The organism is Citrobacter sp. RHB35-C21 (assembly GCF_013816515.1).
Lineage (GTDB): Bacteria > Pseudomonadota > Gammaproteobacteria > Enterobacterales > Enterobacteriaceae > Citrobacter > Citrobacter braakii.
Window position 1 is genome coordinate 3,348,509 of record NZ_CP057147.1, and the last position, 13,638, is coordinate 3,362,146.

9 protein-coding genes are annotated in these 13,638 nt (G+C 52.6%); 2 read left to right on the top strand and 7 right to left on the bottom strand.

The window, feature by feature from the left end:
- Window positions 1–384 precede the first annotated feature (384 nt).
- Both ompF and aspC read left to right on the top strand, forming a co-directional pair.
- Window positions 385–1,461, top strand: coding sequence for a porin OmpF (gene ompF / locus HVZ39_RS16430; RefSeq protein WP_016156126.1), 1,077 nt, complete (start codon window positions 385–387; stop codon window positions 1,459–1,461).
- 183 nt (window positions 1,462–1,644) lie between these two features.
- Window positions 1,645–2,835 carry an aspartate transaminase gene (gene aspC / locus HVZ39_RS16435; protein ID WP_016152462.1) on the top strand — a complete coding sequence of 397 codons (1,191 nt, stop codon included), beginning with the start codon at window positions 1,645–1,647 and terminating at the stop codon, window positions 2,833–2,835.
- Between the two features lie 54 nt (window positions 2,836–2,889).
- Here the strand turns inward: aspC and HVZ39_RS16440 are convergent, their stop codons facing one another.
- The 7 genes from HVZ39_RS16440 to cmoM form a co-directional block, all read right to left on the bottom strand.
- Window positions 2,890–3,537 carry an MBL fold metallo-hydrolase gene (locus HVZ39_RS16440; protein WP_003035823.1) on the bottom strand — a complete coding sequence of 216 codons (648 nt, stop codon included), beginning with the start codon at window positions 3,535–3,537 and terminating at the stop codon, window positions 2,890–2,892.
- 28 nt (window positions 3,538–3,565) lie between these two features.
- Complete coding sequence (locus tag HVZ39_RS16445) at window positions 3,566–4,114, bottom strand: YcbK family protein (protein ID WP_016152461.1); 549 nt, start codon at window positions 4,112–4,114, stop codon at window positions 3,566–3,568.
- A gap of 177 nt (window positions 4,115–4,291) precedes the next feature.
- Window positions 4,292–6,043 carry a L,D-transpeptidase gene (gene ldtD, locus HVZ39_RS16450; protein ID WP_016156125.1) on the bottom strand — a complete coding sequence of 584 codons (1,752 nt, stop codon included), beginning with the start codon at window positions 6,041–6,043 and terminating at the stop codon, window positions 4,292–4,294.
- A 256-nt stretch (window positions 6,044–6,299) separates the two neighbouring features.
- Window positions 6,300–10,760 carry a chromosome partition protein MukB gene (gene mukB, locus HVZ39_RS16455; RefSeq protein WP_016152458.1) on the bottom strand — a complete coding sequence of 1,487 codons (4,461 nt, stop codon included), beginning with the start codon at window positions 10,758–10,760 and terminating at the stop codon, window positions 6,300–6,302.
- Window positions 10,760–11,464, bottom strand: a complete 705-nt coding sequence (gene mukE / locus HVZ39_RS16460) for a chromosome partition protein MukE (RefSeq protein ID WP_016152457.1) — start codon at window positions 11,462–11,464, stop codon at window positions 10,760–10,762. The genes mukB and mukE overlap by 1 nt, the downstream gene beginning before the upstream one ends.
- Window positions 11,445–12,767: a chromosome partition protein MukF gene (gene mukF, locus HVZ39_RS16465; protein ID WP_016156123.1), complete on the bottom strand. Its 1,323-nt coding sequence runs from the start codon at window positions 12,765–12,767 to the stop codon at window positions 11,445–11,447. The genes mukE and mukF overlap by 20 nt, the downstream gene beginning before the upstream one ends.
- The gene (gene cmoM, locus HVZ39_RS16470) at window positions 12,760–13,563 is read right to left on the bottom strand and encodes a tRNA uridine 5-oxyacetic acid(34) methyltransferase CmoM (protein WP_049042122.1); all 804 of its coding nucleotides are present in this window, start codon (window positions 13,561–13,563) and stop codon (window positions 12,760–12,762) included. The genes mukF and cmoM overlap by 8 nt, the downstream gene beginning before the upstream one ends.
- Window positions 13,564–13,638 lie beyond the last annotated feature (75 nt).

The window sequence follows — 13,638 nt, forward strand, 5'->3', positions numbered from 1 at the left end:
CATTCCAGACGTCCAGAAATAGCCATCTGTAAACCATGAACTTTATGGCAGAACAGAGAAAAAAGGAGTTTATCTAAATTAAATATAAGAAAATCATATAAATAGAAATAGAAGTGGTGATTTTTAGCGCACGGACATCTGAAATTTGAAGTTGTTCACAAAGTTGCACAAAAATAACATTTTGTTACACACTTTTTCTTTTTGAAACCAAATCTTTATATTTGTAGCACTTTGACGGTAGCGAAACGATAGTTTGAATGGAAAGATGCCTGTCAGACACATAAAGACACCAAACTCTCATCAATAGTTCCGTAAATTTTTATTGACGGAAATTATTGGCGGCAGTGGCAGGTGTCATATAAAAACCGATGAGGGTAATAAATAATGATGAAGCGCAATATTCTGGCAGTGGTTATCCCTGCTCTGCTGGTAGCCGGGGCAGCTAACGCTGCAGAAATCTATAACAAAGATGGCAACAAAGTAGACCTGTACGGTAAAGCAGTAGGTCTGCACTATTTTTCCAAGCACAACGGTGACAATGCCTACGCACCTAATGGCGATCAGACATACGCCCGTCTTGGTTTCAAAGGGGAAACTCAGATTAACGACCAACTGACCGGTTACGGCCAGTGGGAATACCAGTTCAGCGGCAATAACTCTGAAGGCGGTGATGATGCTCAGAATGGCAACAAAACCCGTCTGGCGTTTGCCGGTCTGAAATTCGGTGATGCAGGCTCCTTCGATTACGGTCGTAACTACGGCGTCGTTTACGATGCACTGGGTTACACCGATATGCTGCCAGAATTCGGTGGTGACACTGCTGCTTCCGACCAGTTCTTCTCCCAGCGTAACGGCGGTCTCGCAACTTACCGTAACTCTAACTTCTTCGGTTTGGTTGAAGGCCTGAACTTCGCTGTTCAGTACCTGGGCAAAAACGAGCGTGATGACGTTCGTCGCTCTAACGGTGATGGCGTTGGCGGCTCTGTTAGCTACGAATTCGAAGGTTTTGGTATCGTAGGTGCGTATGGTGCAGCTGATCGTACCGATGCCCAGCAAAACCCACTTCTGCGCGGCCACGGCGACAAAGCTGAGCAGTGGGCGACCGGCTTAAAATACGATGCTAACAACATCTACCTGGCGGCGAACTACAGCGAAACCCGTAACGCAACCCGTATCGCTAACGGTTATGCTAACAAAACTGAAGACGTCCTGTTGGTTGCTCAGTACCAGTTCGACTTCGGCCTGCGTCCGTCCCTCGCCTATACCAAATCTAAAGGTAAGGACATCGAAGGAATCGGCGACGTAGACCTGGTGAACTACTTTGAAGTGGGTGCGACTTACTACTTCAACAAAAACATGTCCACCTATGTTGATTACATCATCAACCAGATCGATTCTGACAACAAACTGGGCGTAGGCTCTGACGACACCGTTGCAGTGGGTATCGTTTACCAGTTCTAATAGCAGACCTCTTTGTTAAATGCCTAAAAAACAGGACTTCGGTCCTGTTTTTTTATCTCTGCTAGCGGATTCTTGCGTCTTAAAAAAACACCTCGGCTTTTCGTCAGTAACGGTTGGCATTTTGTAAATCTACCGTTAACCTGATAGCGGACTTCCCTTCTGTAATCACTATGGAACCTCGTCATGTTTGAGAACATTACTGCCGCTCCTGCCGACCCCATTTTGGGTCTGGCTGATTTGTTTCGTGCCGATGACCGCCCAGGAAAAATAAACCTTGGGATCGGTGTATATAAAGATGAGACAGGCAAAACGCCGGTACTGACCAGCGTTAAAAAAGCCGAGCAATATATTCTGGAAAATGAAACCACCAAAAATTACCTTGGCATCGACGGTATTCCAGAGTTTGGTCGCTGCACTCAGGAATTACTGTTTGGTAAAGAAAGTTCGCTTATCAACGACAAACGTGCGCGTACAGCACAGACCCCTGGCGGCACTGGCGCACTGCGTGTGGCCGCTGATTTTCTGGCAAAAAACACCTCAGCTAAACGCGTATGGGTGAGCAATCCAAGCTGGCCAAACCATAAGAGCGTCTTTAACTCTGCCGGTCTGGAAGTTCGTGAATACAACTATTACGATGCCGCGAACCACTCATTAGACTTTGATGCGCTGCTGGCAAGCCTCAGCGAAGCGCAGGCTGGCGACGTGGTGTTATTCCACGGCTGCTGCCATAACCCAACCGGTATCGATCCTACGCTGGAGCAGTGGCAAACGCTGGCTCAGCTTTCTGTCGAAAAAGGTTGGTTGCCGCTGTTTGACTTCGCATACCAGGGCTTTGCCCGCGGTCTGGAAGAAGATGCAGAAGGTCTGCGCGCATTCGCTGCGCTGCACAAAGAGCTGATCGTCGCCAGCTCCTACTCCAAGAACTTTGGTCTGTACAATGAGCGCGTAGGCGCCTGTACGCTGGTTGCAGCCGATGCTGAAACCGTCGACCGCGCGTTTAGCCAGATGAAATCCGTCATTCGTGCCAACTATTCCAACCCACCAGCACACGGTGCGTCGGTTGTGGCAACCATCCTGAGCAACGATGCCCTGCGCGCTATCTGGGAGCAGGAACTGACTGATATGCGTCAACGCATCCAACGCATGCGTTTGCTGTTTGTGAATACGCTGCAGGAGAAAGGTGCGAACCGAGACTTCAGCTTTATCATCAAACAGAACGGCATGTTCTCATTCAGCGGCCTGACCAAAGAGCAGGTTCTGCGTCTGCGTGAAGAGTTTGGTGTCTATGCCGTCGCTTCCGGACGTGTGAACGTAGCAGGAATGACGCCAGATAACATGGCGCCGCTGTGCGAAGCGATTGTCGCAGTACTGTAATCTATCGCGTACTAAAAAGGCCGCAATAGCGGCCTTTTTCATTTATCTGCGGTGTTACCAGACTGGCATTTCATCCTGCAGGAACGGATTATGTAGCCGTTCGTTGCCCAACGTCGAAAGTGGGCCGTGACCCGGAATAAACGTCACGTCATCGCCCAACGGCAACAGTTTACGTTTAATCGAATCAATCAATTGACTATGATCTCCGCGAGGAAAATCGCTGCGCCCTACGCCGCCTTTGAAAATCACGTCACCAGAAATCAGTAGCTTTGATTGTTCATCAAAGAAGACCACATGTCCCGGCGTGTGACCCGGGCAATGCAGTACCTGCAACGTCACGTTACCCACGCTTACCCGGTCGCCTTCATTCAACCAGCGATCGGGCGTCAGCGGCTCACAATCGCCCAGGCCAAACATGCGACTCTGAGCAGGAAGTCCTTGTAACCAGAACTCATCTTCTTTTTCCGGACCAATAACCGGTACACCATAATGCTGTGCCAGTTCAGCCGCCGCACCTACGTGATCAAGATGACCATGGGTGAGCAGGATCTGCATTAGCGTCAGGCCACTGGCATCGACTTCCTGTTTGATTTTCTCAGCATCGCCGCCGGGATCGACCAGCGCAGCCAGACGGGTTTGCTCACACCAGATTAACGAGCAGTTCTGGGCGAATGCAGTGACCGGAATAATACGATAGTTCATACGGCTCCTGTTTCATTAAGCTTATGGATCACCAATGACGCGCCGGTCCGGTGTCAATATGCACAAAGTTACTGCGTGGGTAGTATCCTACACCACCTGCGCGCATAGATAACGCAGCTTTGCGAATATTACTTAATGCGATGCCTTCAATATGGAAATCCATGGCCTGCCCTTTCGTGTGGTAGCTTTTCTTTGCCACACCGCGGCTGTGCGCACGTAATTCATTATTGGTATCAATAGAGCGGTAACCAGAAATAAGCTGTACGGGTTTACGCGTGCCCAGCAGGCCCTGCAGACGGAAGAGTTGATCGAACAATCCCGGATCGATGGATTTCACTTTATTCGCACGAAAATCACGGAAAAAGTGATTAAGTTTAGCTAATTCGTCCTGAATATAGCCCCTGCCATCAAAAAACTCTGCTTTTATTGACTCACCGGTATGCAGGTTATTCAGAGTCAAAATGCGCGGACGTGGGGTGGAGAGTGTAGCAAACGCAGGCGTAGGCAGGATGGCAGCGCCGAGGGCAATGCCACCAAGCGCCAGCAGTTTGCGGCGATTAGCGTCAAATTTGTCCATGGTTTTAAGGTCTACAAGGTCAATGTTATCGTATGTATGCTCTAGCGCACGCGGGAAACCTTATCTGGCTAAGTAGTCCACGTCAAGGCTCCCAACCCCAGGAAATACGGGGCTTGCAGCCATTTCGCCCCGTTTCCAGCATAACTTACGACAATTATTTTCCTCGAACTGCTTCATTTATCTGATTAATTGTTCAGCTTTTGACACAATTTGTGCACTGGATCGCGCTGTCTGATCGTAATTGTAAATATCTGTACGATATTGCGTGCGACCATCCGGGCCAACAAATGCGGTCAGATAGTAGAGGTTGACGGGGATATTCTGGCGAATATTCACGTACCTTGTGTCCCCTTGCTTCAGGGCATCCGAGATGCGCGTATCATTCCACCCCGCATCCTGTAGCAGCATATTCGCCAGCTCAGATGCCTTGTTCACGCGCACGCAGCCGGAGCTTAACGCCCGCGAATCCTTCTGGAACAGAGTGTGGTTCGGCGTATCGTGCAGATAAATAGCATCCGAACTCGGCATATTGAATTTATAGCGTCCGAGCGAGTTACGCGCTCCCGGAGCCTGCTGGAAGCGGAACGGCAGATTGGAGGCGGTGATGGTGGCCCAGTCAACCTGCCACGGATCTATCGTCTCTTTGCTGTTCCAGCCGCGCATTACGGTATAGCCGTGACGCTCAAGATACCCCGGGTCATTCCAAACCTTAGGCAGAATATCCTTCCGGGCCAGCGTCGGCGGCACGTTCCACGGCGGGTTAACGACCACGTTATTCAGCGCACTGCTCATCATCGGCGTTTTACGATCGGGACGTCCGACGATAACGCGCGAGGCCAGCACCTGATTGCCGTTCTGATAATACACCAGCGAGTAGGCAGGAATATTCACCATAATACCGGTAGACAGCGTACCCGGCAGCAGGCGCAAGCGCTGAATATTTAACGCCAGCACGCCCGCACGTTGAGCGGGCGTCACGTTCAGCCAGTCACGCGTGGCAGGGCCAATCGCGCCATCGGCCCCAAGCCCCTGCCACGTCTGAAACCGCTTAACTGCGTCAACAAGTTCACGATCGTAAGCGCTACGGCCTTCTTTGGCAGCCGTACTGACAACAGACTCCAGCATCCCGGTACGGCGCAAAATTTCACGCAGCGCAGGGATGTCGTTACTCCACTCCCCCGGACGCAGCGTCGCGGTACTGGTCAGTTGCGGCCAGGGCCGCGTATCGCCCACCAGCTTGAGCAGCGATTCATGCATGGCTGCGTACTGCGGATGTTGCGGTGCCAGGCTGGCGACAAACGAAGTCAGTTGACCGTTATCCAGCGCGACTTGCCATTGGTTGATCACGGAAATCGGCGGCGTCGTCAGCGCATAGGGCTTATCGCTATAGAGCCAGCGATTACCTTTGACGGGGATGTTGGCAATAAAGTGCAGATACCCCATCATCGCATCTGAGAGCACGATATCTCGCGCCTGACCGGTTACTGCCGGGTCAGTCAGTAGAGCAACCCAGGTGGTGAACTGCGGCTGAAAGCCGGCAATCGCCACTTCAGCTAACTGTTGCTGAAAGGCTTTTACCGCATCACGATTTTCCCACATCGGTTTCATTTCGCGTGCGGCATACAGCAGTTCCAGTTGGCTCATATAAACCGGTGTGAAGCCCGCTGGAAGTTGAGATTGTAATTCGGCGCGGGCTTTATCAACTGACACGCCCTCGGGCAGTGGTTGAATACCTGCCATGATAGCCGTCGCGGAAGATTGAGCCTGCGGCTGCGATAACGCTGTTGGCTGTTCACTGACGGTCGCTGAGCTATCGCCAGGGATCATTTCAGGCTCATCGGCCTGCGCATTGAACAGTGGAGCGAATGTTACGGCCAGGCACAAACTAATTGCCGACAGCCGACGACCACACATTTTATTAAGCAACATCCCTTGCCCCCTGTTTTTTTATCATACTTTGAGTAGCCAGGCCGTATGTCTTCCCCTTATTTTGGCGGGGCCGAACCTGTAAAACGCCAATACAAGCTGAAGTATGACGAGCAAGCCTGTGACGCGTTAGGCTTACCTTTAGTATATAAACATGAAAAAATTTTTGCCTAACCTAATGTAAAGAAGTTTAAAGAAATTACACCAGTTATTGAGAATTTTCGGAAGAAAAGAAGGCGGCCATTTAGCCGCCTTTTATTTAGCTTGCCTGCGAGGAGGCATCTTCGGTGCCAGGCAGCGGCTCAGGTAACTGAGGCGCAAACCCGCGCAGACCGACCACGTGAACGTGTTCGGTGTTCTGGAAGACTTTACGCACCAGTTTGTAGGTGGTGCCTTTCTCCGGGCTAATGTTTTCTGGGGCTGCGATAATCAGTTGCATTTGCAGACGCTCGCACAGTTCAAACAGAGTCGCGATAGAGCGTGCATCAAGTCGCGCAGCTTCATCCAGGAACAGCAGACGGCAAGGAGAAATATCTTTCCCGCGCAGTCTACGCCCTTCGTCTTCCCAGCTTTGCACAACCATCACCAGAATAGACATCCCGGTCCCGATCGCTTCACCGGTTGACAGCGCGCCAGATTCAGCACGCAGCCAGCCGTCAGAGCCACGGTTAACTTCAACTTCCATTTCCAGATAGTTACGGTAATCCAGCAGTTCTTCACCGATGGTTTGCGGCGTACGTTGCCCCATATCAATCTGCGGATTCAGACGCTGATACAACTTCGCCAGCGCTTCAGAGAAGGTCAGACGATTGCTGTTAAACAGATCCTGGTGCTGCTCATGCTGTTCGGAAAGTACGTCCAGCAAGGTAGCATGCGTCTCGCGTACGTTGACGTTCAGACGAACGCTGTTTACCTGGCCAAACGACACGCTTTGCAGCCCCTGGTTCAGCATGCGAATACGGTTCTGTTCGCGCTGAATGGTCTTACGAATGATATTCGCCACGCTGCGAGAGCTGATCGCCAGTTTCTGTTCGCGGGACGTTAATTCTTCCGTCAGACGGCTCAGCTCAATCTCCATCTGTTCGATCGCTTCAACCGGATCGTCGGTACGGATGATATCCTGGCGAATACGTTCACGCAGATGCTGATAAACCGCGACAAAGAACTGAATTTTACGCTCTGGGCGTTTTGGATCTTCAGACATGCGCAGTACATCGCGCAGGTGTTCGTTATCCGCAACCGCCAGGCGCAGCGCACCAAGCGCCTTATCCGACATCGAGCGCAGTTCATCACCGGAAAGATACGCCAGCTCACGACGGTGCAGGCGGCGTTCAACGCCGTTATCTTTCACCATCCGCATCACCGCACACCATCCGGCTTTCGCGGTAACCACCTGCTCGCGCATCTCAAAATAATCACGTTCCAGCTTGCGCAGCCTGCGGGTCAGGTTTTCCATCTCCGCTTCGCAGAAGGTCAACGCTTTTTCCAGTTGGTTACGGCGGGCACGGTTATTGCTGAGCTGTGCATGCAGTTCATCACGACGAATACGCGCGCGCTCTTCGGCACCGCTGTCCGCACGAACGCCAATATCCTGCAGTTCACGTTGTAAATCGTTAAGCAGCTCTTTTTTGGTGTCATAGGAGCTTTTCAGCGACGCCATGACCTGGTTGTACTGGCTTAACTGTGCAGCGTGACTGCGTAGCGCTTCACGGGCGCGGGTACGTTCAGCTTCCGCCTGTTCCAGGCGCTCACGCAGTTTTTCGTTCAGATCGCTGTTGCCGCTAAGCATTTCAGCAGAGTCGGAATAGCTAAAGTGCGCCCGGCGCTGCACCACTTCGGTCAGAGCAAAAGCTTGCTGACGCGCATCGCGCTGCATCTGCTGGGAATACGCGTAGTCTTCCTTCAGTTGTTCAAACTGCTCAGGGTCATTTTGCAGGACCGAAACAATCGGTTCCAGTTTGGCTAACTGGTTGCCATGTTGCTGCACAAAACGCGCCGCTTCCTGGGCTTCATCCAGGCGCTCACGAATTTCGTCCACGCGATCGGCCAGCGTGTCATCCGCCAGCAGATTCAAACGCGGGAGAAGGCGGTTAAGAGCGGAGACCCCCTCTTTCGCCTGCTCAAACTGCATACGGCTTTGCTGATTATCATTTTCATGATTGCTCAGCGCACGTTCCAGTTCAACGCGACGGCCATTCAGTTGGCGAATTTCCGCTTCCGGATCGGCTTCAAACGCCACCGACAAATGACTGCCAATGAAACGACTGAACGCCTGATGCAGACGCTGGGTTTTCTGGACGTCAAAGGAGAGCGTTGCGAAACGTTCAGACAGCCCTTCACGCTCAGCATGCAGGGTTTCGATACGGCTTTCGCGCGCTGCACGGCCAAAAATCGGCACCGTCGGGAAGCGGGAATAACGCCACTGACGCTCGGCGGTTTTCACCACTACCGCTTTTTCCAGCTCATCAACGCTGAAAACGCTGTCATCAAACGACTGCGGATCCCCTTCGATGAAATAGAGATCTTCCGGACAATCCGTCAGCCCTTCAAGCTGCTCGGTAATCAGCGACAGATCCGGCACCACGATGGCATGACGCGAAGGACCGTACAGCGCAGAGAAGTACGGCGCATCTTCAAGGCTAACGTCGTCATAGATTTCTGACAGCAGGACGCCACCGAAACGCTCCGCCAGCGCGTTCAGACGCTGATCTTCCGCCCCGCCCGGCTGACTTAAACGTTCAATTTCTTCATCAACTGCATTTTTGCGCGCACCGACTTCATCACGCTCAACAATGGCTTCACGCTCGCGCTCCAGCAGTTGTTGCAGATACTCGGTCACGTCCTGGCTTGAGGTAAACTCTTCGCCACACTGCTCGCTAAGCTGATTCAGGCTATTCTGCGCGGCCAGCCAGACAGGCGCACGTTTCATCAGGTGCTGGATACGAGACTGCAGCTGTTCCTGCTCCTGACGCAACGTCATACGCTGTTCGCTGGCAGAAGAGACGCTATCCGACAAGGCGGCGATGCGTGCTTCCAGCTCCTGGTGCAGCGCTTCCAGCTCATCGATATCGAACTGTTTACCCTGACGCTTGCAGAATTCAGCCAGCAGACGCTCGGCATCTTGCTGTTCGCGCAGACGCTGCTCCAGTTCGCTGAGTCGCATACGCAACGGCTGAACCTGTTCCGCCAGGTGGCGCTGTTCAACGCCTTCCCGCAGCAGTTCACGCGCCACGCTCCAGGCTTCACCACGCGCCAGCGGGCCATTGATAGCCGCCACCAGCTGATAAGCCTGTTCGAACTGGCTGTGCGCAGTTTGCGCCACGCTCATTTTTTGTTCCAGCGTCAGCAGTTTTTCAGTGGCTTCCTGCTCTTTAGCCTGGAAAGTTTCCAGCCATTCAGCAGCGCTGTCGGCGGTCAGATCCGGTAAGTGGCAGAGCTCTTTCGCCCGATTCAGCGCCTGGATCGCCTGGGTATATTGGATGGCTCGCGTTTGCTGGACGTCCAGCGCTTGCTGATAATCGGCAAGCTGGCTTTTCAGCTCATCCACTTCCAGTTCCGCGGCTTCTGCGCGGGCTTCGTTTTCATCCTGGCGGTCAACGGCTTCCGCGACCACCTCATTTTGTTCTTCGAGACGGACCTGCAGTTCTTCGAGATCCGCTTCGTAGCGTTCAATTTTTTCCTGCTGACGCAGCGCGGTTTGCACCAGATTCAGGTGATCGCTCGCGGCCTGGTAATCAGCTTCCAGATCGCCTTCCGCGCCGTTATGCTCGCCCAGTTCGCGCGCCATATCCACGTGCTTATACTGCTCCGCGGCCAGCTGCTTGCGTGAAGTATGCAGCTCACGACGATATTCCAGCGCTTTATCAAGATGGATACGACGTTCGTTGGCGTGACGCATATAATCCGCGGCCACATAGTTGGTCGCTTCGCTGATCAAATGCTTAAACAGATCGCGGTCAGACTGAGTTACGCGAATCGCTTCCAGCGTCATGCGGTTTTCACGCAGCGCAGCTTCCATATCCTGGAAGGCTTTACGTACGCCGCTGTTTTCCGGCAGCAGGTAGTCACGCAGTGAACGGGTAATGGCACTGGAGATCCCGCCGTACAGCGAGGCTTCAATCAGACGATAGAATTTACTACGGTCAGACGCGGAACGCAGACGACGGGCGATGATGCCCAGATCGAACATCAGTGAGTGATAATCGGTGATTGAGTTGAACTGTTTAAACTGCACACCTTCCATCTCATCAAGCTTCTCTTTCAGCTCAGAGAGGGACAGCACGCGCGCCTGGCGTTCATTCAGCGTTTCCGTCACCAGTTGGGTTGGCTGCACCGACATCGGCAGCCCCTGAATGGCAAACGGTTTGATATCCACTTTACGATCGCGACCGGCAACCTGTTGCAGACGCACCCCCACGACCACGCGCTGATGGCGCGAGTTGAGGACGTCGAGCATTGAGTAACAGACGCCCGCTTTCAACTTACCATGCAGGCCCTTATCACGTGAACCACTGGTTGCACCGGCTTCGGTGGTGTTACGGAAATGCAGCAGGGTTAAGTCCGGGATGAGCGCTGTCACAAATGCCGCCATGGTGGTGGACTTACCCGCACCGTTACCGCCGGACAGCGTGGTAACCAGTTCATCAAGGTCGAACGTACGGGCAAAAAAACCATTCCAGTTAATCAGCGTAAGTGAGCGAAATTTACCGCGTTCAATCATTATTCTTCTTCTCCACTGTCCGGCTGATTCTCTTCGGGCTCATCGTTGAGCTGCAGGCGGTTCTCGACCGGCATCGCTTCGCCATCACGAATTAAGCGACGCTGCGCTTCGCGCGGATCGTCACCGCTGCGCACGTCCGCGCCAAAGCGGAAGACTGATTCCGTAATACGGAATTTGCTGCTGTCGTGACCCATAAACCACACCATGCCTAAACGGCGCAGACGGTTTAGCGAAGAACGAACTTTTTCCTGTAGCTTCTGGCGATCAACATCCGAACCGGTTGAACGGTTGTTCACCAGTTTCAGCAGCTTCGCTTCATCAGCCAGCGTTAGCAGCTCGTCGTACAACTCTTGCTGGGTAAAAATCCCTTCGTTCGCCAGGCGTTCCGGGCTGAGATAGAGATAGCAAAGAATTTTACCGACCATCATGTCCAGTTCAGACAGGACCGAACGGGGAATGAGCGTCGTTGAACGCGGGCGAAGGTAGAAGAACCCTTCCGGCGCACGGATCAATTCCACGTTATAGCGGCTGTAAAACTCTTCAAAATATTCCTGAAAATCCATCAGAAAGGCATGATTATCCAGTTCATCCAGACCGATATGGCGGCCCGAACGTAAGGCGCTGTCCAGCGCCGGAAATAACGGATTCGCCAGCGCCTGCGCCAGCTTTACCGGCATCACTTGTTCAATATTTGTCAATGACATGCGCCTGTACCTTGGCTCCGTAATCATTAATCGGCTGCCATTTGGCTGGCAGTCCGGTGAAATCTGCTTGCGCTACGCCAAGGCGTACCGCCTGATCGATAACTATGCGCGCGACGTCGAAATGACGCGCACGTGGGTATTGCGCCAGATACTCGCGCACGACCAAACCGAGATCCAGTGGTGTTTGTCTGGATTTGTAGATAGCCAGCTGTTCTTCGATGATCGCCGCCAACTGTTCACGGATCTCGTTAAATTCTTCATATTCCAGATCTTCCGGAAGCTCGCCGGTGACCTCTTCGTCACGCAACACCATCTCTTCGTCACGCATATCCAGCAGACGATCGGCGTTGGCATAGGTTAGCGCCCACGGATCGTCAAAGTATGTCTGCACGGACTGGCGCAGACGCTGGGCAAAGACGCGGTTTTTATCCATATCGATCGCGGTACGGATAAACTTATGCACGTGACGATCGTAGCCGATCCATAAATCAATGGACTGCTGACCCCAACTGATAATGCGGTCGAGCTTACTTTGTAAGTCAAACACCAGCCGATCGACGAAATGCAAATCGTCATGCGTCATCGTGGCGTCCTGGATGTGTAACAGGTGAGCCTGTAGCTTATCCCCCGCCGCTTCCAGCGTATCCTGCAGTTCACGCAGCGTACCAGACGTTTCAGAGAGCAGCAGTTCACAGCTGGAGATCGCCGCCCGCCAGTCTTTATTAAGCAACTGTGCGATGTCGTCTTTTACCTGCTGTTGCTGCTCATCCATGATGCGCTGAGTCAGATCGATACTGTCGAAAATCTCCGCCACCGAGTATTTCAATGGCGCGTAGACGTTACGATGCCAGTGGAACTCATCGCCACCTTCCGCTGCCGCATCCGCCGCGCGCTTTAGTTCACCTGCAACAATCGACAGCTGCATTGAAAGACGCAGCGTAGAGAATTCGCGCTGACGAATGTAGTAATCCGTGATGCCAATTCCCAATGGCGTTAAACGATATATAGCGTTGCCTTCCGCCTGCTCGCTGGTAAAGCGGTTCAGCAGACGTTGACGCACCATATCGTTGATCGCGTTGTTGGCGCGTACGCCGATGGTTTCGCTGGTTTGCTCAAACGCATCACTCACATGGCGGAACGCATCCACCAGCTCACCTTCACTCATCTCGCCGTCAAGTCGCTCACCGTTCAGGGTCGCGACCGCCAGCAGGAACGAAAGTCTGTCTACCGGCAGAGAGATGGAGAAGTCATTTTTTCTGGCCCAGGCAACCAGTTCGGGGACTGTCTGGGAAAATTCACTCATAAATTATCCTTGCATCTGCGGCTCGGGCCGAACTTTTAATCGCGGTGACATGAATATAGCGCCCAAGGCTGATATACGGTTCCTGGCGGCAATAGCGCGTTTCTAACTCAAGTAACATTTCAAAGTCGTCATGTTGTTTATGTTTATCTCGCAGATAATCATGAAACACGCGGACGCCCGTTTTACCGGTTATCTGCCAACCGATCTCGTCCAGCCACTGGTAGACCTGCCCCGGATCGCGCGGGTAGTCCGGTGAAAGCGTGCGCTTTTTACGTTTCGGCATCCCCACCTGCACATAGTCAAAGTTCCCTGCGACCATGTTATGCATCAACAGACCGTTAGCATTGTAGAACATTAACGACAGCGCGCCGCCTGAACGCAATACTGACCACAGAGTCTGCAACACGCTGACCGGATCTGTCACCCACTCCAGCACAGCATGAAACAATATCAGATCAACCGGGCTTTCCAAATGCGAAGCAACATCCTGAGCGGCGCATTGTATAAAATGCATGTTCCCGCTCACACCTTTTGCCTCTGCCGCCTGTTGCGCTCGGGCGATCATCTCGCCAGACAGATCGCATAATGTGACGAAATGTCCTCGTTCCGCCATTTTGATGGCCGTTTGCCCTTCACCACCACCGGCATCCAGAATGTGCAGTTTTTGCTCATCGAATGTTTCCAGTAATCGATCCAGATCCTGCCAAAGGATAGCCTGTCTTAATTGACCTTTGGTGGTGCCGTAAATGTTACGGGAAAACTTCTCTGCAATGTCATCAAAATTGCGGTCCCGCATCGGGCTCTCCACATACTGGCTTTAGGGTGACTAAGTAAAACCGCTATTTTGTCACACCCACGCCGAGAATGAACC

Coding starts and splice junctions, on each gene's coding strand:
- ompF (WP_016156126.1), top strand. CDS start 385: ATGATGAAGCGCAATATTCTGGCAGTGGTTATCCCTGCTCTGCTGGTA.
- cmoM (WP_049042122.1), bottom strand. CDS start 13,563: ATGCGGGACCGCAATTTTGATGACATTGCAGAGAAGTTTTCCCGTAAC.
- ldtD (WP_016156125.1), bottom strand. CDS start 6,043: ATGTTGCTTAATAAAATGTGTGGTCGTCGGCTGTCGGCAATTAGTTTG.
- aspC (WP_016152462.1), top strand. CDS start 1,645: ATGTTTGAGAACATTACTGCCGCTCCTGCCGACCCCATTTTGGGTCTG.
- mukF (WP_016156123.1), bottom strand. CDS start 12,767: ATGAGTGAATTTTCCCAGACAGTCCCCGAACTGGTTGCCTGGGCCAGA.
- HVZ39_RS16445 (WP_016152461.1), bottom strand. CDS start 4,114: ATGGACAAATTTGACGCTAATCGCCGCAAACTGCTGGCGCTTGGTGGC.
- HVZ39_RS16440 (WP_003035823.1), bottom strand. CDS start 3,537: ATGAACTATCGTATTATTCCGGTCACTGCATTCGCCCAGAACTGCTCG.
- mukB (WP_016152458.1), bottom strand. CDS start 10,760: ATGATTGAACGCGGTAAATTTCGCTCACTTACGCTGATTAACTGGAAT.
- mukE (WP_016152457.1), bottom strand. CDS start 11,464: ATGTCATTGACAAATATTGAACAAGTGATGCCGGTAAAGCTGGCGCAG.